At 69.3% G+C, this 17526-nt stretch carries 17 protein-coding genes; 9 read left to right on the top strand and 8 right to left on the bottom strand.

What is annotated here, in order from left to right; genetic code table 11:
* Window positions 1-187 precede the first annotated feature (187 nt).
* Entirely contained in the window at window positions 188-1087 is a 900-nt protein-coding gene (locus tag IE307_RS24515) for a GGDEF domain-containing protein (RefSeq protein ID WP_191301488.1), read from the top strand.
* On the opposite strand, the gene IE307_RS24510 is transcribed toward IE307_RS24515, so the two are convergent.
* Genes IE307_RS24510 through IE307_RS24500 form a run of 3 tightly spaced genes read right to left on the bottom strand, consistent with a single transcriptional unit; the run spans window position 1088 to window position 4168 of the window.
* Window positions 1088-1693: a TetR/AcrR family transcriptional regulator gene (locus IE307_RS24510; protein WP_229905021.1), complete on the bottom strand. Its 606-nt coding sequence runs from the start codon at window positions 1691-1693 to the stop codon at window positions 1088-1090. It lies immediately after the preceding gene.
* Window positions 1690-2811, bottom strand: coding sequence for a glycosyltransferase (locus IE307_RS24505; RefSeq protein ID WP_191301486.1), 1122 nt, complete (start codon window positions 2809-2811; stop codon window positions 1690-1692). The genes IE307_RS24510 and IE307_RS24505 overlap by 4 nt, the downstream gene beginning before the upstream one ends.
* A gap of 46 nt (window positions 2812-2857) precedes the next feature.
* The gene (locus IE307_RS24500) at window positions 2858-4168 is read right to left on the bottom strand and encodes a DUF2252 domain-containing protein (RefSeq protein ID WP_191301483.1); all 1311 of its coding nucleotides are present in this window, start codon (window positions 4166-4168) and stop codon (window positions 2858-2860) included.
* Between the two features lie 247 nt (window positions 4169-4415).
* Between IE307_RS24500 and IE307_RS24495 the strand changes: the two genes are divergently transcribed.
* Window positions 4416-5183: a hypothetical protein gene (locus IE307_RS24495; RefSeq protein ID WP_191301481.1), complete on the top strand. Its 768-nt coding sequence runs from the start codon at window positions 4416-4418 to the stop codon at window positions 5181-5183.
* 3 nt (window positions 5184-5186) lie between these two features.
* On the opposite strand, the gene IE307_RS24490 is transcribed toward IE307_RS24495, so the two are convergent.
* Both IE307_RS24490 and IE307_RS24485 read right to left on the bottom strand, forming a co-directional pair.
* Window positions 5187-7154, bottom strand: coding sequence for an ArnT family glycosyltransferase (locus tag IE307_RS24490; RefSeq protein WP_191301479.1), 1968 nt, complete (start codon window positions 7152-7154; stop codon window positions 5187-5189).
* Window positions 7151-8371 (bottom strand): bifunctional glycosyltransferase family 2/GtrA family protein, encoded by a 1221-nt coding sequence (locus IE307_RS24485; RefSeq protein WP_191301477.1) that lies wholly within the window; start codon window positions 8369-8371, stop codon window positions 7151-7153. Before IE307_RS24485 ends, IE307_RS24490 begins: the two co-directional genes overlap by 4 nt.
* A 151-nt stretch (window positions 8372-8522) precedes the next feature.
* On the opposite strand from IE307_RS24485, the gene IE307_RS24480 reads away from it, so the two are divergent.
* The 3 genes from IE307_RS24480 to IE307_RS24470 are packed head-to-tail and all read left to right on the top strand — an operon-like array spanning window position 8523 to window position 12637.
* Window positions 8523-9188: a response regulator transcription factor gene (locus IE307_RS24480; protein WP_191301475.1), complete on the top strand. Its 666-nt coding sequence runs from the start codon at window positions 8523-8525 to the stop codon at window positions 9186-9188.
* Window positions 9185-10498 (top strand): HAMP domain-containing sensor histidine kinase, encoded by a 1314-nt coding sequence (locus IE307_RS24475; protein ID WP_191301473.1) that lies wholly within the window; start codon window positions 9185-9187, stop codon window positions 10496-10498. The genes IE307_RS24480 and IE307_RS24475 overlap by 4 nt, the downstream gene beginning before the upstream one ends.
* Window positions 10499-10552: 54 nt before the next feature.
* The gene (locus IE307_RS24470) at window positions 10553-12637 is read left to right on the top strand and encodes a M6 family metalloprotease domain-containing protein (RefSeq protein ID WP_191301471.1); all 2085 of its coding nucleotides are present in this window, start codon (window positions 10553-10555) and stop codon (window positions 12635-12637) included.
* On the opposite strand, the gene IE307_RS24465 is transcribed toward IE307_RS24470, so the two are convergent.
* Together IE307_RS24465 and IE307_RS24460 are read right to left on the bottom strand one after the other, a co-directional pair.
* A complete protein-coding gene (locus tag IE307_RS24465) occupies window positions 12634-13104 on the bottom strand; it encodes a hypothetical protein (protein ID WP_191301469.1) in 471 nt (156 codons plus the stop codon). The two genes, IE307_RS24470 and IE307_RS24465, sit on opposite strands and share 4 nt — an antisense overlap.
* 57 nt (window positions 13105-13161) lie before the next feature.
* The gene (locus IE307_RS24460; RefSeq protein ID WP_191301467.1) at window positions 13162-14556 is read right to left on the bottom strand and encodes an LLM class flavin-dependent oxidoreductase; all 1395 of its coding nucleotides are present in this window, start codon (window positions 14554-14556) and stop codon (window positions 13162-13164) included.
* Between the two features lie 64 nt (window positions 14557-14620).
* On the opposite strand from IE307_RS24460, the gene IE307_RS24455 reads away from it, so the two are divergent.
* Window positions 14621-15103, top strand: coding sequence for a MarR family winged helix-turn-helix transcriptional regulator (locus tag IE307_RS24455; protein WP_229905020.1), 483 nt, complete (start codon window positions 14621-14623; stop codon window positions 15101-15103).
* Here the strand turns inward: IE307_RS24455 and IE307_RS24450 are convergent.
* Window positions 15100-15312 (bottom strand): hypothetical protein, encoded by a 213-nt coding sequence (locus tag IE307_RS24450; RefSeq protein WP_191301464.1) that lies wholly within the window; start codon window positions 15310-15312, stop codon window positions 15100-15102. The genes IE307_RS24455 and IE307_RS24450 overlap by 4 nt on opposite strands.
* Window positions 15313-15623: 311 nt before the next feature.
* Here IE307_RS24450 and IE307_RS24445 point away from each other — a divergent pair, with 311 nt between their 5' ends.
* Genes IE307_RS24445 through IE307_RS24435 form a run of 3 tightly spaced genes read left to right on the top strand, consistent with a single transcriptional unit; the run spans window position 15624 to window position 17441 of the window.
* Window positions 15624-16457: an SseB family protein gene (locus tag IE307_RS24445; protein ID WP_191301463.1), complete on the top strand. Its 834-nt coding sequence runs from the start codon at window positions 15624-15626 to the stop codon at window positions 16455-16457.
* A gap of 1 nt (window position 16458) precedes the next feature.
* Window positions 16459-16767, top strand: coding sequence for a hypothetical protein (locus tag IE307_RS24440; RefSeq protein ID WP_191301462.1), 309 nt, complete (start codon window positions 16459-16461; stop codon window positions 16765-16767).
* On the top strand, window positions 16764-17441 hold the full coding sequence (locus IE307_RS24435) for a hypothetical protein (protein WP_191301461.1): 678 nt from the start codon (window positions 16764-16766) through the stop codon (window positions 17439-17441). The genes IE307_RS24440 and IE307_RS24435 overlap by 4 nt, the downstream gene beginning before the upstream one ends.
* The last annotated feature ends 85 nt before the right edge of the window (window positions 17442-17526 follow it).

Here is a 17526-nt window from a genome sequence, read left to right as displayed (position 1 = left end):
GGAACCACGAGAGCATATGGCATCACAGGGGTTGAATCCACCAATCCGTAGTCCTATGATCACACTCCGCCGCTTGCACTGATGTGTCGCGTTTGACCCGAACGACGTCACCTCAGTTGAAGGGGGCAGATCGGACCGGTCAGAGCTTCCGGGGGGACTCATGGCGACAGCGCGGATGGGGCTACCGGTGGACCACGGTTCTCTGCGCCTGCACGACGAGAGCGCTCCCTCGCGCTGCGGTTCGTGCGCACAACCGGTCGGCGCCTGGGCGACGGACCGCCTGACGGGCCTCCTCGGCCGCTGGGGCTGGGACGACCAGGCGCCCGCGACGTACCGCCGCGCGCAGCGCCGGTGGGAGCAGGTCGCGCTCCTCGTGGTCGACCTCGACCGCTTCAAGAAGATCAACGATGAATACGGCCACCCGGCCGGCGACGTGGTCCTGACCGACGTCGCCGAAGTCCTCAAGGCGCACACGCGCCCAACGGACCTCGTGTGCCGCCACGGCGGCGATGAGTTCCTCGTGCTGCTGCCCCAGACCACGGGCAGAGAAGCGGCCATGGTGGCCGAACGAATCCTGCGCGGCATCCGCGCATTGCAGACCGAGATCACCACGAACGACGGCTACCACCTCACGCTGCACGGCCAGACGGCGTCCATCGGCGTCGCCTCCCACGTGCCCAGCGGCGAGGACACGCTGATCGACCTGGTCCGCGACACCGACGCGGCCTTGCAACGCGCCAAGCGAGGCGGCCGGGCCCGAGTCCACCTGCACGACCCCGGCGCGTACACCGCAGAGCGCACCGACACCTCGGCCCTGCACCACCTGCTCGCGTTGCAGGACCTGATGAGCAGCGACCAGCTGCCGCAGGTCCTCGTGTCGCTGTCCGACGGCCCCAAGGCGGCCGAGGACCTGGTCCAGGTCCTCGGCCCGCGAGTGATCCTCACCCTGGAACGCCTGCAGGACAACGGTCTGGTGCTCCGCCGGGCCTCGCGCTACGAGCTCACCGCCGCCGCCCGGGAGTGGATCACGGACGTGCTGCCGGCCGTCGCCGCGTGGACGAACCGCCACCACGGCCTGGTCCACTAGCTACTTCGTGAGCATCGCGATGGCCTGCCGCGCCAGCCACGCCTCAGCCTCGTCCCACGACCAGCCGCACTCCTTGACCAACGTCCGCCAGGCCCCGAAGCCGAAGCAGAACCACAGCACGTCGGCGGCCTTCTCGACATCGATCTTCAGCAATCCCTTGTCCCGCAGGTGTTCCGCGGTGTCCCGCAGCGCCCGCCGGTAGCTCTCCGTGCTGTGCTCCCACAACGCGGCGCCGTTCTCGTGGGCGGGAATCGCCGCGAAGAGCACCTCGACGACCTGCTGCTCGCTCTCGTTGCCCATCCGGGTTCCCCTGGCCAGCACCGTGATCGCCGCCGCGACGTCCTCGGTCCGCCGGATCGCCTCCGTCGCCGAGGCCGCGTCGCTGCGGGCGATCGACTCGCTGACGACCTCGTGCAGGATCTCGGACTTGCTGCCCGCGCTCGAGTACACCGTCTGCGGCGCGACCCCGGCCCGCTTGGCGATCTCCGCCACCGTGACGCGCGCGTACCCGTTGGCGGAGAACAAGTCCGTGGCCGCACGCAGGATGTCCCGCCGGGTGTCGGCGGCGTCCTGCGCGCGGCGCGGGGAGTGGTAGGACCTCGTCACAACCGGGCTTCCAGCGTCGCGGCCACCTCGTGCGCGTCCGGCATCGCGGCGATCTCCTTGGCGACCGAGGTGACGTTCTCCCGGATGTGCACGTCGGCCAAGACCGTCCGCACCGCGTCCGCCAGCGCCTGCGGCGTCTGCGAAGGCGGGTCGAGCGCGATGCCGACCTGCGCGGCGGCCACGCGTTCGGCCTGGAAGAACTGGTCGGCGCCCTGCGGCAGCACCACCAGCGGCACGCCCTTCATCAACGCGGCCGACGTCGTGCCGGCCCCGCCGTGCGTCACCACGACGTCCACACCGTCGAGCAAGTCTTCCATCGGCGTGAACCCGACGAACGTGACGCGCTCGTGGTCAACCTCGAACTCCTCGGCCTTCGACAGCAAACCCAATGTCACCACAACATCCGCGTCCACAGTGGACAGCTCGCGCAGCAACGGGCTGAGCTTGGCGGGATCACCGAAGAACGTCCCGAACGTCACGAGCACCCGAGCCCGCTCGGAGATCGGCAGCGCCACGGACTTCGCGCCAGGCTCCCGGAAGGCCTCGGGCCGCAACGGCGACCAACCCTCGAGCTCCTCCCACCCGTCCGCGCGCATCGACGCGGGCCACGTGTCGAGCAGCCACTTCCGAGGCTCCCACGCCACACCACGCGCGTCATGCCGCTTGCGCGCCTGAGCCTCCATGGCATCGGTGAACACCGGCGGCATCGGCGGCCCGAACGCCAAGGTCGCAACCGGCGCTCCCATCGCGGCCGCCACCAACGGCCCCACGAAGTCGCAGGCCTCGGCCACGACGAGGTCCGGCCGGAAATCCGCGGCGACGGCCAGCGCCTCGTCCGCCGTGAGGTCGATCCGCGTCCCCGCGAAGAACTCGGCCACCGAGTCGGGCGTGGGCGCGTGGGCAGGGTCGGCCCCGGTGCGGCGCGCGACCTCGGCGAACAGCACGTCCGGCAGCGGCCCGGCCGGCAGGTGCCCGAGCCCCTGAGCCGCGATCACCGGCGCCATGCCCGCGGCCGTCAGGACGGCGACCTCGTGGCCGCGCTCCCGGAACGCGCGGGCGAGGGGGAAGAGGGGCAGCAGGTGACCGTGCTGGGGAACGCTCGAGAAGAGGATGCGCATATTGATCAGAGTAGCCATCTAACGAATGCGCGTGGTGTCATGTGGATCACGCGGTCGAGCCGACACCCTTGATCCGGCCGTCCCGGAACGCGTCCACGAACAGCCGGTGGTCCTCCCGCGTCTGCTGCGCGTAGTCCAGCGCGAACTCGACGATCGAGTCGCAGAACTCCTCGTCGCGGCCCTCGAGCACGGACGCGATCGCCTCCTCGCACTGGAAGTCGACCAGGGTCTGCGAGGAGTCGGAGTCGGCGACGCAGTGCATCTTCGCGGTGGCACGGCCGAGATAGTCGAGCACGGGGAGCATGTCGGCGGGCTCGGTGAGGTCGGACCAGTCCAGGTCGGCCTCGTACGGGGAGAGTTCGGCGACGACGTAGCCGACGCCGTCGATCTGGGTGTGGCCGAGCCACGGGTCGGCGTGGGCCTGCAGGGCTCGCTGCGAGACGGCGGTGCGGTGGCCGTGGTCGGTGAAGTACTCGCGGATGCGCTCGTCGGGGACGATGCGGCTGGGGGCCGCGATGTTGGCCTGCTTCATCGACAGCACGACGTCGTTCTCCAACGCCTGGGAGCGGCCCTCGACCAGGATGTTGTAGGCGTGCAGGCCGGCGGAGCCGATGCCGAAGCCGCTGCGGCCGACGGCGTCCTTGACGGCGTAGGTGCGGCTCGACGCGCGTTTGCCGGTCGGGATGGTGTCCAGGTAGGACTCGAAGGCGCGCAGGACGGCCTCTTGGACCTCCGGCGGGAGTTCGTGGATGCCCTCGCGGTCGCGGCGGAAGCGGCGTTCGTAGTCGACGATCACGGTCTTGTCGTCCAGCAGGCCGATCCGGGTGGCGAGGCGGGCCCGTTGCAGGACGCGGTGCAGGGCGCCCTCGGTGCTGTCGAGGCGCAGGCTGAAGAGCTCGTCGTTCGGGTGCTCGGCGAACGAACGGACCTGGGCGACGTACGAGAGCACGTAGGTGCGGATCAGGTCGGTGATCGCGGTGTCCGGCAGAGCCTTGCGCCAGCCGAGCAGGGCCATCGAGGCGGCGAAGCGGCGGAGGTCCCACGTGAACGCGCCGAGGTAGGCCTCGTCGAAGTCGTTGACGTCGAACACGAGCGTGCCCTCGGAGTCCATGTAGGTCCCGAAGTTCTGCGCGTGCAGGTCGCCCTGGATCCAGATGCGGCCGGTGCGGTCGTCGGCCCATTCATCGGGCATTTCGGCCATGTCGGCGTAGAACAGGCACGCGCTGCCCCGGTAGAACGCGAACGGCTCGGCCGCCATCTTGCGGAACTTGTGCCGGAACGCGGCGGGGTCGGCGGTCATCAGCCCGGAGAAGGCCTCTTCGAGCACGCTCACAATGCGTTCGCCGCGATCGGTCATGGTGCATCCCAGCACGCGGAGACCCGAACCAGAAGGGGCAACACCGAGCAGGAATCGAGAAGCTCGGAAGAACGCCACCACCTAGCGTGAACAGCATGTGCTTCATGTTCGGAGCGAGCGAGGAACAGGTCCGCCGCGTGCTCGAGGACGAAGCGGACGAAGGGGAAGAACCGGTGGCCGAAGACTGGTCGCAGGACTAGGGATCGCGTTCATACCCGGCAGAACACTTCCGGGTATGAACGGATCGATGTCTCGCCGGAGCGTCCTCGCCGCAGGTGTGGCGGGCTCAGCGGCGGTTCTGCTCGGCACCGCGAACGCCTCCGCGGCGACCCTCGTCACCCACAGCGAGATCAACTCGCAGCCGACCTTCTACGAGGTGAACGGCGCCGCGTCGTCGTTCCGCTACGAGCCCGCGTTCTACGCGCGTCTGGAGGCGTGGCACGTGCACTGGCGCAACTGGACGCCGTACCACTGGACCGCGCCGCACAAGATCTACTCGTACGGCGCGTACGTGAACAAGTCCGGCATGCACGGTGAGGGCAGGGCGTTCGACCTCGCGCGCATGCTCATAACGAACCGCGACACGGGCGCGACGTTCACCGCTTTCAACGCCCGGTACGACCAGTGGAAGAACTCCACCGGCGACGCGCTGCGCACCGCGCGGATCCGTTACTGGGGAACGATGGCGTCGCTGCACTACCACTTCCGGCACGTCATCTCGTACCTGGACAACGCCGAGCACCACAACCACGCCCACGTCGACAACGCGATCTCGGGCAGCGCCGACTCCAGCTTCAACACCGGCTCGGCGACCCAGACGTACTTCGTCCAGGCCGCCTGCCAGTACGTCTGGGGCATCTCGACCGGCATCGACGGTGACTGGGGCCCGCAGACTCAAGCCAACTCCTCCGCCGCCCTCGCCCGCGCCGGTTCCGACGGCGCGATCACCACGCAGAGCCGCTGGCTCGCCTTCTGCAAGGCCAGCGCGCAGCAGGCCTGGGCGCTGGTGCCCTGACCGTCACGCGCGGCACTCCAGCAGTTCCTGCTCCGCACCACCTCCGTAGGCGCTCGGGTCCACCGGGGAGCAGTGCTGGGAGATCCACTCCTGGCGGCCGTTGTCGTCACGGCCGCCAGGGCCGCCCATCCGGTCACCGCCGCCGAGCACGAACTTCAGCCTGCCCTCGCCCACCCAGGACTGCAGCTGGTCGACCGACGGCGCGTCGTCCGAGCCGGAGAACCCACCCATGCCGATCACGACCTCGTCGGAGCCCATGATGAACGGCGAGGCCATCTGCGCCGAACCGGCGACCGCGAGGGTGATCTCCGCACCACCGCTGTTCTCCTTGGCGTAGTTGAGGATTCGCTTCTGCTCGTCGGTCAGCTCACCCCGGCCGGCACCCGGAGGAGCACCTCGCATCGGCCTGCCGGCGCGAGCGCCAGGGGGCGGCTGCCCGTTCGCGAAGATCTCGAAGCCGCCTCCGCCGCGTTCGTTCGGTCCGGCAGCGGGCATCACGCCGTTGGAACTGGCCGTCGCGGCGGTGGCGGTCGACCACACGGCGGGCACCAGCAGCACCGCGACGACCGCGGCCACCAGCCCGGCCCGGCGCAGTCCCAGCAGCAGCACGACCACGGCGGCAGCGCCGACCCCGAGCGCCGCCCACCGCGCCCACCCGTGGAACGACGTGTCGCGCGAGGCCACGACGAACGCCCACCCGGCCGTGATCACGACCGACAGCGGCAGCAGGAAGCGGACGAAACTCCTGGCGCGCCAGAACATCACGATCCCGGCGGCGCTGATGGCGGCGACGGCAGGAGCGAGCATCGTCGTGTAGTACGGGTGGAAGATGCCCTGCGCGAAGCTGAAGACGGCAGCCGTGACCAGCAGCCAGCTGCCCCACATGAACCAACCCGCGCGTTCGGCGGGATCGCCGGGGATCTTCTGACGCCACCGCAAAACGCCCGCGACCGACACAGCGATCAAGACCAGCAGGCACAACGGCAACAGCCACGAGATCTGGCCACCGACCGAGGCGTCGAACATGCGCGCGATGCCCGGCTGCCCGCCGAACATCGCCCCACCGGGACCGCCGAACTCCACTGTCCCCTGGCCACCCGAGGGCATGCTCCCGCCACCGCGGTTGCCGCTACCGCCGAACACGCGCCCGAGGCCGTTGTACCCGATGATCAGGTCCCACGCGCCACCGTCGGTGCTCCCACCGATGTACGGCTTGGAACCCGGCCAGAGCGCGTGCAGCGCCACCCACCAGAACGACGACGCCACCAGCACGGCACCGGCCCCGAGCAGGTCGAGAATCCGCCGCTTGAGCGGACCGGAAGTCCCCACCAGGTAGGCCACAGCGAAGCCAGGAACGACGATCCACGCCTGCAACATCTTGGTGAGGAAGCCGCAGCCGATGAAGAAAGCGCACCACAGCAACCACTTCGTGCGCTGCCGGCTGTCAGAGGCCTTCACAGACCGCGTGAAGGCGTAGGCGGAGGCGACGAGCAGCAACACCAGCAACGTGTCGGGGTTGTTGTCGCGGTTGATGGCCACGGTGATCGGCGTCAGCGCGAAGATCAACGCAGCCAGCAGCGCCACCTTCTCGTCCGCCCACAGCCGGACGGCGCGGTGCAGCAGGAACACCGCCGCGACACCCTCGACCACCTGCGGCAGCAGCACCGCCCAGCCGTGGAACCCGAAGACCCACACGGCGGCGGCCTGCGGCCACAACGACATCGGCGGCTTGTCGACGGTCACGACGCCGGCCGGGTCGAACGAGCCGAACAGGAAGTTGGTGAACGACGTCGACATCGACTTCGCGGCGGCCGCGTAGTACGCGTTGCCGACCTGGCCCGCGCCGATCGCCCACACGTAGAGCCCGCCGGCCAGCACGCAGATCACCACGAGAGCCCATGCGGGCCAACGGGACGGGCGTGGTGCGACGGGGTCGCCGGCGGGGGCTGCCACTTCGGCGGTGGCGGTCATGCCTGGTCCTTTCGGTCGGTGCGGCGGAACACCCAGCTCCGCAGCAGGAAGAAGCGCCCCACCGTGCCCAGCGCCGAGGAACCGAGCAGCACCACCAGTTCGAGGGTGCGCGGTGGGTCGGGGGAGACCGCGTGCAACACGAGCAGCGCGGCCGAGGTGAACGCGAAGTAGAGCCCGAACACCACGAAGCCCTGCAGGTGCGTCCTGCCGCGGGAGGTGTTGCGAGCCGTGAAGGTGAACCGCCGGTTGGCCTCCGTGTTGAACAGCGTGGTGATCACCAGCGCGGCGAGGTTCGCCGCCAGCACCGGCCACCAGAGCCGGAAGGCGCCGTACAGAGCCAGGTTCGCGAGCGTGGAGATCACGCCGATCACCGCGAACGACAGCACCTGCCAGGAGAGCCCGCCCTCGCTGCGGCTCAGCACGGCGTCCGGGTGGATGGCGCGGGGCTGCGGCCGGCGCGGCAGCCCGTTCACGAGGGCCGTGCCGTTGGCCTTCGCACGGGCCACGCGGATCAGCCCCTTGATGTCGTCGATCGCGGTGCCGACCACGTCGACCCGGCTGTCCACGTCCTCGACCCAGTCGACCGGCACCTCGTGCACGCGCAGACCGTTGTGCTCGGCCAGGAGCAGCAGCTCGGTGTCGAAGAACCACGCCTCGTCGCGCGCCTGGCCGAGCAACGGCCGCACGACCTCGGTGCGCGCGGCCTTGAACCCGCACTGGGCGTCGCTGAACCGCGCGCCGTGCGTCAGCCTGATCAACGCGTTGTAGGCGCGGGACACGATCTCCCGCCGCGGCCCGCGCACCGTCCGCGAACCGGGTGCGAGCCGTGAGCCGATCGCGAGGTCCGAGTGCCCGTTGAGCAGCGGCGCGACCAGGGGCAGCAGACCGTCCAGCCCCGTCGACAGGTCGACGTCCATGTAGACGACGACCGCGGCCTCGCTGGCACCCCACGACTCCCTGAGCGCGAGTCCGCGGCCCTTGCGGTCGAGGTGGTGCACACGCACCCGTTCGTGCTTCTCGGCCAGGCCCCAGGCGACCTCCAGCGTGCTGTCGGTGCTCGCGTTGTCGACGACGACGATCGACCAGTCGAACGGGAACTGCTCGCCGAGGAACTCGTGCAGCACCTCGACGCAGCCGGGCAGTGCGCGTTCCTCGTTGTAGACGGGGATCATGATGTCGACCGTTCCCGTGGCTTGCGCGGTGCTCACCGCCGTCATGGCAACTCCGTTCCACTGTGGACACAGCGGCGACCGCTGCACGACCGAGCGTGCTGACGGAGTCGTGAGAACGTCCTTGGCCCGCGCTGAGAGATTCGTGAGAGCGCGGATGCACAGCTGGCTCACAGCGAACGGCCCTACCGTCCCCGGCATGAGACTGCTCGTGGTGGACGACGACCCGGACGTGCGGGACAGTCTGCGGCGCAGCCTCGAGTTCGAGGGCTACGAGGTCACCACCGCCGCGGACGGTGCCGAGGCGCTCCCGCTCGTGCACCGCGCCGACCTGGCGATCCTCGACCTGATGATGCCGAACCTCGACGGTTCGGAGGCCTGCCGCCGCCTCCGCGCCGCCGGTGAACGCCTGCCCGTGCTGATGCTCACCGCCCGCGACGCGCTCGGCGACAGGGTCACCGGCCTGGACGCCGGCGCCGACGACTACCTGGTCAAACCGTTCGCGCTGGAGGAGCTCCTGGCCCGCGTCCGGGCGCTGCTCAAGCAGAACCGCCGCCGCCCGGCACCGCGCACGCTCCAGTTCGCCGACCTGCGGATGGACCCGCAGGCCCACGAGGTCGTGCGCGGCGGCGAGCGGCTCGACCTGACCCCGACCGAGTTCGACCTGCTGGCGGTCTTCCTGAACGACCCGGACCGGCTGCTGACCAAGCAGCACCTCAAGCACGCCGTGTGGGGCAAGGACCAGGGCACCAACCTGCTCGACGTGTACATCGGCTACCTGCGTCGCAAGACCGAGTCAGGTGGTCGCCCCCGCCTGCTGCACACCGTGCGCGGCATGGGTTTCATCCTGCGCGAGTCGCCATGAGCCGCCCGGTCCTGTTGCGCAGCAAGCTCGCGCTGATCACCGCGTTCGTCGTGGCGGTCGCGATCGCCGGGATCAGCGTCGTCACGTGGATCGCCACCGAGCACAATCTGAGCTCGCAGCTCGACAAGTCGTTGATGGCGAGCCTTCCGCCGGCACGGTTCAAGATCCGGTGCGACCTGGGCGTGCCCGCCGAAGGACTGCGGCAGGTCCTGCAGGGCATCCAGACCCTGTCCCTCGACGGCCCGAGCTGCGCGCCACCCGGCGTCGACCCGGTCGTCACCTCCGCCGCGGACTTCGTGACCACACCGACGTTCCGCGACGGCGTGACCGAGTCCGGTGCCGAGGCACGCGTTCTCCTGCAACCGATCGCCCCCGGTGAGGTGCTGGTCCTGAGCCGCAGCAAGGCCGAGATCACCAGCACGCTGAACACCCTCGCCGGAGTCCTGGTCGCCGTGTCGGTCCTCGGCGCGTTGCTCGTCGCCGGAGCGGGCCTCTGGCTCACCCGACAGGCGCTGGCCCCGATGGAACGCCTCACCGCGACCGCCGAGCACATCGCGCGCACCGAGGACCTGACCACCCCGATCACCGTCGACGGTCAGGACGAGGTGGGCAGGCTGGGCCGCGCGTTCACGTCGATGACCGCCGCACTGGCCGAGTCCCGCCGCCGCCAGAAGGACCTCGTCGACGACGCCGCGCACGAGCTGCGGACCCCGTTGACCAGCCTGCGCACCAACATCGACCTGCTGGTCCGCAGCGAGCGCACCGGACGTGAACTGCCTCAACGAGCCGAGGTCCTCGACCGCCTCCAGGCCCAGAGCGAGGAGTTCAGCGACCTCGTCACCGAACTGGTCGTGCTCGCGCGCGACGACGGCGAACTGGCCAGCGACCCCGTCGACGTGGCCGGCGTCATCGACAGGGCCGTCACCCGCGCCCGCAGCCGCGCTCACGACCACGTCTTCGACGTCGACCGGGCCGAGTGGTCGGTCGTCGGCGACGCTGGAGCGCTGGAGCGCAGCGTGCTCAACCTGCTCGACAACGCCGTGAAGTTCTCCCCGGCCGGCTCCGCGATCACCGTCCGCTCGAAGCCGGGCTGGCTCACCGTCAGCGACGAGGGTCCCGGTGTGCCGTTCGAGCACAGGACCTCGGTCTTCGAACGGTTCTGGCGCGCGCCCGGCGCCCGCGGCCTGCCCGGATCCGGTCTGGGGCTGGCGATCGTGGCGGACGTCGTGGCCGCCCACGCCGGCAGCGTGCGGTTCGTGCCGAGGCCGCGCGGTGCGTCCGTTCGCGTCGACCTGCCGGAAATTCGTTGAGCTGCAGACGATCGACGGTGGCTGGCACGGGCCGTTCTGCACCACGGTTGGGGCATGAAGCGCACACACCGGCGCCCTGCCTTGCTGATCACCGCGCTCCTCTGCATCGCGATGGTCAACGTCGGCAACTCCGCCGCAGCCCCTGACGAGCCGGCGAACCACTGGCAGTACGACCACTGGCCGCAGCAACAGCCGTGGCAGCAGACGAGGGACTCCGCCCGCGTGCTGTCGCAGGCCGGGTTCCCGGGCCCGATCGACCCGCAGAACTGGGTCAACCCCGACCACATGACGTGGGAGCGGGACTACAAGAAGATCCCCGGCACGAACTGGGCCGACCCGGCGGTCAAGGGCTCGGTGCGCAACTTCAAGGGCGCGCTGGTGCTGCTGGACTACCCGAACCAGCCGTTCGTCGTCACACAGGCCAAGAACTCCACGGTGTTCGGCAACCCGAGCGCCGAGGCCGCGGGAGTGCCCCGCGAGCAGGTCGGCCAGTTCTACCAGGACTTCCTGAACAAGCCGAACGGCCTCAACCGCGGCCACACCGTGCACGAGTACTGGATGGAGACCTCCGGCGGGCGCTACGGCGTCGAGCTGAAGGCGTTCGGCCCGTACACGATGCCGGGCAAGGACCACGAGTACGCCATGGAGTTCCAGGGCGGGACCGCCTGTCCCGCGGGCGACTCCTGCAACCGCAACATCCGCACCGACGGCCGTGCCGCGTGGGTGGCCGACGCCGGCGCGGAGGTGCCCGCGGGCTACGACTTCATCTACTACCTGTCGGCGGGCCAGGACGAGTCCGGCACCTGGCAGGAGTTCGGGATGATGAAGTTCCGGACCAAGGAGGACGTGACCGACGCGTTCGGCCCGCCGGACCCGGCGCTGCCGAACTGGTCGAACACCCGGTACGTCGACTGGACGTCGTGGGCGGCCGGCTCGTCGATCTGGCCCAACGCGGGCGGCGGTTCGTCCACCCAGGCCGAGAGTTCCGGCCAGGGCGTCTACGCCCACGAGCTGAGCCACATCCTCGGCATCGGCGACAACTACAACAACCCGTACGGCAGCCCGCCGCGCCGTGACTACAGCGGCCCGTGGGACATGCTGTCGCGCGGCTCGTTCAACGGCCCGGGCGGCCCGCACTCCCGGTGGACGATCCCGGCAACCGGCGGCGCGTCGCTCGGCGCGCAGCAGACCCTGCGCAACAAGATCAAGCTCGGCATCGTCGACGAGAAGAACGTGCTGCGGTTGTCCCGCGAGGCCCTCGCCGGGTCCGGCACGGTCATCGCGAAGATCACCGCTCGTGAGGTCAACCCCGGTGCCACCGGCCTGACCGGCATCAACCTCGCGCTGGGCACCGGCGACAAGACGCCCTCCTGCAACGTTTCCGCCGACCCGTTCTGCGACGGCGGCGGTTACAACAACTACACGCTCGAAGTCGTGGACAGGATGGGCGCGGACTCGTTCACCCCGGACTCCGGCGTGCTCCTGGCCAAGACCAAGAACGTCGACGCCGCACCGTTCACGTGGGTGATCGACTCCAACCCGCAGGACATCGGCATGACCGACTACGTCCTGCCCGACGGCACCAAGGTCCCGATCACCATCGGCGACTACCGCCAGCTGTCCGACGCGCTGTTCCACGCGGGCACGAACTCCGGCAGCGAGTTCGAGTTCGTCGACACGGCCAACCGCCTGCACTTCTACGTGCTGGACCTGCAACGCGACTCCCGCGGCGTGCTGTCCTACACGGTGGCGATCCGGTCGCTGGACGGCGCGGGCCCGCAGCAGCGCGGCGTGCGGGTCACCCCGACGGCGGCTCGCGTTGACTCTTCGGGCGTGGCGACCTGCCGCTTCCCGCTGACCAACACCGGGCGCGCGGCGGTGCCTGGCGGCCAGCACCCGGAACCCGTCGACCAGTACCTCGACGGCGACGTCTACCGCGTGACGGCGAAGGCGGCGGACGGCTGGACCGTCTCGGTGCCGAACGCGCTGGCCACGGCCAAGTTCGGCGGCCGCGTCGACGTCCCGGTGCACGCGCAGCGGGGCAACGGCCCGCTGATGTCCAAGGTGACGCTGACGGCCGTGTCGGAGAGCAACCCCGGCAGGTCCGCGACCGCCACCTGCACGGTGGTCGGCCGCTAGCGGTGACGGCTCCGGACCGGCCTGCGCCGGTCCGGAGCCTGCTGCGGCACCGGTCCCGACGTCAGCATCACGAAGCACGCGAGCAGCAGGATGGTTCCGCACGCCAGCCACGTCAGCGTCTGGACCGTCCCGACCGGTGCGATCACACCGATGCTGAACAGCAGCAACGGCATGCCGAGCGCGTAACAGACTCCGGCCGCGAACGTCCGCCCCGACCCGTTGAGCAGCAACGGCACCGCGGCGATCGCGGTGCTGACGGCGAACACCAGCCACGCGTACGTCATCCCGGTGTGCAACGCGATCGTGAGGTCCAGCCCGTCCTTCGCCCGGATCGCGGCCTCCACCTCCGCCGCGTAGCTGAACCCGACGGCGGCCCTCGTTCCCGCGGCGACGGCTGTGAGGAGCAGCGACGCCCCCAGGATGGTGCGACCGCGCCGGACGGGATCGACTCGCTTCCTGGTGTTCACGCACCCCAGTCTGTTGGCAACTCCCGGCCGGGTGCCGCGCCACACGCCCAAGTGCACTCAGTGGTGGTACGGGATGCGGGCCATCGGCTCGACCAGTTCCCCCTCCTCGTAGGACAGGTGCGACAGCAACGTGTCCGTCAGCAGGTCGACCGCTTCCTGCACCTCGATGATCTTCTGCGGCTCCGCGACCGCGGCCACCAGCGCCGCATCAAGGCGTTCGAGCACACCGTGGATCACCTGGTGCTCCTCGGTAAGCCGGTCGAGCACCGGCCCGAGCCGCGGGTCCCCCTCCCGCAGCTGCGGGTAGAGGCTCGTGTCCTCGAGCGTGTGGTGGATCGTGACGAGCCGGCAGTAGCTCTCGCAGTACGCGCCCATCGACCAGTTGTTCTGGCGCATGGTCATCGTGTTGATCTCGGACCGCGCCTCACCCACACCGGTGACGCCGTCCACGACCTGCTCGACGATCGAACGGACCTTCGTGAGCTCGTCGCGCAGGTGGTTGTGCACCCCGACCAGCTGACGACCCAACGCCCTGCCCGAAGCGCTGTAGACGGCGCCCGCTTCAGGCGCCGGACCTTTTGGGCGCGTCGACTCGTCCCACAGCGGTCGCGAACCGCGCTCCTTCTGCACGATCTCCCGCACGGCAGGAGCGACTTCCTCGGCGAACGCGCGCAGCTCGTCGTCGGTGTTCACCATCAGCACGAACCCGCTCATACCTTCGTCGAGCGCGAGCTCCGCGAGCTGCTCGGCGTTGAGTTCGGGCGTGATGTTGTAAAGCCTGCGGATGTCCTTGGGCGCACGACCGGCCTCGAGCGCGGCCTCGTCGATGATGGCGTTCATCGCTCGGAGGTCTTGCGGCGGCGCATACGGACTCGACGGCAGCCACCCATCGGCCTTCCGCCCGGTGAGCTGCAGCATCCGCTTCTTGTAAGCACCCAGCCAGATACCGATCTCGTGCGTCGGAATCGGTCCGGGCCGCGCCCCGTTGAGCGAGTAGTGCTTGCCCTGCAAGCGAACCCCGCGACCGGGCGTCCACAACGCCCTGATCACCGCGATGGCCTCTTCCAGCGCCTCGACCGACTCCGGCGCCGTGCGATGCGGCCCACCCATGGCGGCGATGGCGTCCCAGAACCCACCCGCGCCAAGCCCCAACTCCACGCGCCCACCGGTGATGACGTCAAGACTCGCCGCCGCCCGCGCAAGCACCGCCGGCGGCCTGAGCGGCAAGTTCGCCACGTTGGGAAACACACGCACGTTGGTGGTCGACGCAGCGATGACCGACAACGACGTCCACGTGTCGAGGTTCGCCGCGTTGTACGGGTGGTCCTGGATGCTGACGAGGTCAAGTCCCAGCACGTCAGCGGCCTTCGCAAGCCGCAACGTCTCGCTGAACCGCTCCGCCGCGGGCGGCAGGAACACCCCGAACTCCAGCGGGTGGCCATAATCTGTCATGCCGAAAGTATGCCACGCAGATGTTCTGCTGGACAGACGTTCTGTCCGGGCTATCATTGGCCGGGTGACCGCGCTCGAGGACGACTTCGGCTGGACCCTGGGCGTGGTGTTCCGCGCCTTCATCAAGGCCACGAACGCGGCCGTGGGTGACCTCCCGGGCGGCCATCGCGGTTACCAGATCCTCACCGCCTCGGTGCGTGACCAGCCGGAGAGCCAGTCCGCGCTCTGCCAGCAGCTGGGCATCGACCGCACGGTCATGACGTACCTGCTGGACGACCTGGAGCGCGCCTCCCTGGTCTCCCGCAAGCCCGCCCCCACCGACCGCCGCACGCGCCTGGTCGTGGCGACCGATGTCGGCCGCGCGCGGTTGGAGGAGCTGGACCTCCGGCTCTCGCACGCCGAGGCGCACGTGCTGTCCGGCCTTTCCGCCGCGGACCGGGGGACGTTCAAGGCGTTGCTCTGCCAGCTGGCCGGTCACGTCAACGAACTGGACCCGGTGCCGAGCGCGTGCGCGGCCGTGCAGGACATCGCGGCGAGCACGCCCTAAAGCGTTCGAACGCGAATGGTTGATTCGGCCAAATGCTGGATTTCGACTGGTCCGATCTGGACGGATCCGAGGTCGAGCAGCCACCAGGTGAGCGCCAGCATCGCCGTGATGACGGCCAGTGCGACCAGCAATCTCAGCAGCGCGCCCCAGGTGGCGGTGAGCCGGTGAACCAGCGCGGGCCACGTGCCCGGATCCTTCGGGGTCTTCATCGGAATGCTCCTCGGCGGGTCGTGCTCTTGATCTCTGCCTGAATTCAACGCAGTCGTCGAAGCCGTTGTCCAAAAGAATTCGGGCAAGTCGCCGGCAATTTTGTTATTTGCTGATTGTTTGCGGCAAGAGTTCGGCAAATCTGCCGATGGCAGGCAAATCTGCGGCAAGTTTGCAGCAACTTGACCACTTTCTGTCCATCTTTGCGGGAGCCTGCCCGGGTGGAATAGGTGTCGTGAGGTGTGCGAGGGGCGGGATCGGCTACGATTTCGGCTCCCCATAGATCTTCGTGCGTGCGCCGAGGAGTCCCCCTGTGTCCGTTCTCAATGAGTCGTCCCTGCACAAAGGGCTGGGCGTGCGCAGGCCGGACATCGCACACATCCGGATGTCACCGCTCGCCGGCCTGCTCCACATCGGACCCGACGACGAGCCCCTCGTCGTGCTGGCCAAGCTGTTGTGGCAGGTGAACCACGTGATCGAGCGCATCACGCAGGACCTGGTCAAACGGGAGGTCCTGAGGGTCGGCTACAACCTCCCGCAGGACGAGGAGCTGAACCGCCTCATCCACACGCAGCGGTTGGCGCTGCTGGCGCACGTCAATCATGGGAAACCAGGCTTCGCGAAGAACTCGAGCAACAAGACGGTCTCGGACAAAAGGCCGCTGATCAGCGAGTTCTGGAGGTTGAGGAAGAACCCTCCGGTCCCGCCGGAGCAGCTCGGGCAGATCGTGCTCGCCGAGGAAAAATACGAGCGCACGCGCATCGGCGCGGTTAGGCTCGTCCGCCCGAACATCACTCTTCAAGACTTGCTGCGCGACTTCAACGGCGCGCGGCTGGCGACCGTTGAAAGGACGCTGCCGCATTCGTCGCTGTTCTTCGAGGTGAGCGCGGCGGGATACGTGGTGACGGTGGAGGCCGGCGAGTACGAACAGTTGCCGGTGTTCACGACGGCCGAGCAGTTCGAAGCGTTCGCGGGTCCCGGTCACAAACCGGTCGAGGCGACCGGCCGCGAGGTGCTCGAACTGCTGGCCGATCACCGCGAGGTCGGACTGTCGGTGAACCCGATCGTCGGCGACGAGGAGCAGTGCCACTGGACCGCGCAAGAGGTTGCGCGGCTCAGGGAGGACGCCAGGAGAGGGGAGGCGTGAGGTGGAGAAGGTCGAAGCCGACCTCGACGAGATCGAGGCCGTGGCCCGCAAGTTCCTCGACATGGCGGAGGACGTGCGCGACCACGTCGCGTGGAAGTACGACGTCGACACCGAGCGCTGGCCGGCGGACGACCCGGTGCGAGCCGCCGTGATCACGTACCAGCAGAGCCTGCGGGCGGTGATGGAACGACTGTGCCTTCGCGCCGAACGCATCGCGATGACCCTGCGCGAGACCGCGGGGACGTACCGCGACGCCGACGAGGAGATCATCGCCAGGCTCAGAGCGTTCGGGGCCGGTGAGGCACCTTGACCGAGCCGCTCCCCGGCCGCCCGCCCGGCCACCCCGACTGGCTCCGCATCCTCGTGGAGACGAACGCCGCCCAGCGCGTCCCCCTCGCCGACGGCGCGGAGCGGACCGGTGCCATCGACCCGGCCCACTGGACAGGTGCCGCACGGAACGGGTTCACGGCAAGCGTGCTCAAGCTGGCCTCCCAGTTCCGCGCCGCGCTCGACGTGCACGGTGCGACCAGCGACGAGATCGGCGGCTACACCCGGTTCGTCCACGAACTCCAGCACCTGTGGGCGGACGAACCCGCGGAACGGCACCGCTGGAACGCCTTGTACAACACGACGTCCAGCCATCTCGCGCAGGTTCTCCAGGCGAAAGCGGCCCGGCTCGACGAACTGGTTCGCGACCCGGCGCCCGCCGGTGTGCCCGCAGCGCCGGTGCCTCTCCGCGAACACCGGCATCCCGAACCTCACAAGCCCGAGCCCCAGAAGACCGAACCTCGCAAGCCCGGGCGGCGGGAGCCTGAACCGCAGGACACCACCCACACCAACGTGGCGGAGGAGCCGAGGTTCGAGCCGAGGGCGGACCCGGCCGCGTTGTTCAGGGAACGCGTCCGCGACCACGAACTGCTCACCGAGCTCATGCAGGCGGGCCGGAGGATCGAGCGGATTCCGTGGAGGCGCCCGCTCGTCTGACCACCGGGAGGACGTGGTCCTGCCCGGCGTTCGTCATGCCGCCGGAGCCCATTCCGCCGTTGCAGCGGCACGCCCGTCTCCGCTG

This window comes from Lentzea cavernae (genome assembly GCF_014653695.1).
Lineage (GTDB): Bacteria > Actinomycetota > Actinomycetes > Mycobacteriales > Pseudonocardiaceae > Lentzea > Lentzea cavernae.
The sequence above is the reverse complement of the archived record's forward strand: the minus strand, read 5'-3'. Positions and strand labels throughout refer to the sequence as shown.

What these genes read in the sequence shown, in the direction of transcription:
- IE307_RS24505 (WP_191301486.1), bottom strand. Translation starts at nt 2,811, where the DNA reads ATGCGCATCCTCTTCTCGAGCGTTCCCCAGCACGGTCACCTGCTGCCC.
- IE307_RS24500 (WP_191301483.1), bottom strand. Translation starts at nt 4,168, where the DNA reads ATGACCGATCGCGGCGAACGCATTGTGAGCGTGCTCGAAGAGGCCTTC.
- IE307_RS24495 (WP_191301481.1), top strand. Translation starts at nt 4,416, where the DNA reads ATGTCTCGCCGGAGCGTCCTCGCCGCAGGTGTGGCGGGCTCAGCGGCG.
- IE307_RS24490 (WP_191301479.1), bottom strand. Translation starts at nt 7,154, where the DNA reads ATGACCGCCACCGCCGAAGTGGCAGCCCCCGCCGGCGACCCCGTCGCA.
- IE307_RS24485 (WP_191301477.1), bottom strand. Translation starts at nt 8,371, where the DNA reads ATGACGGCGGTGAGCACCGCGCAAGCCACGGGAACGGTCGACATCATG.
- IE307_RS24480 (WP_191301475.1), top strand. Translation starts at nt 8,523, where the DNA reads ATGAGACTGCTCGTGGTGGACGACGACCCGGACGTGCGGGACAGTCTG.
- IE307_RS24475 (WP_191301473.1), top strand. Translation starts at nt 9,185, where the DNA reads ATGAGCCGCCCGGTCCTGTTGCGCAGCAAGCTCGCGCTGATCACCGCG.
- IE307_RS24470 (WP_191301471.1), top strand. Translation starts at nt 10,553, where the DNA reads ATGAAGCGCACACACCGGCGCCCTGCCTTGCTGATCACCGCGCTCCTC.
- IE307_RS24460 (WP_191301467.1), bottom strand. Translation starts at nt 14,556, where the DNA reads ATGACAGATTATGGCCACCCGCTGGAGTTCGGGGTGTTCCTGCCGCCC.
- IE307_RS24450 (WP_191301464.1), bottom strand. Translation starts at nt 15,312, where the DNA reads ATGAAGACCCCGAAGGATCCGGGCACGTGGCCCGCGCTGGTTCACCGG.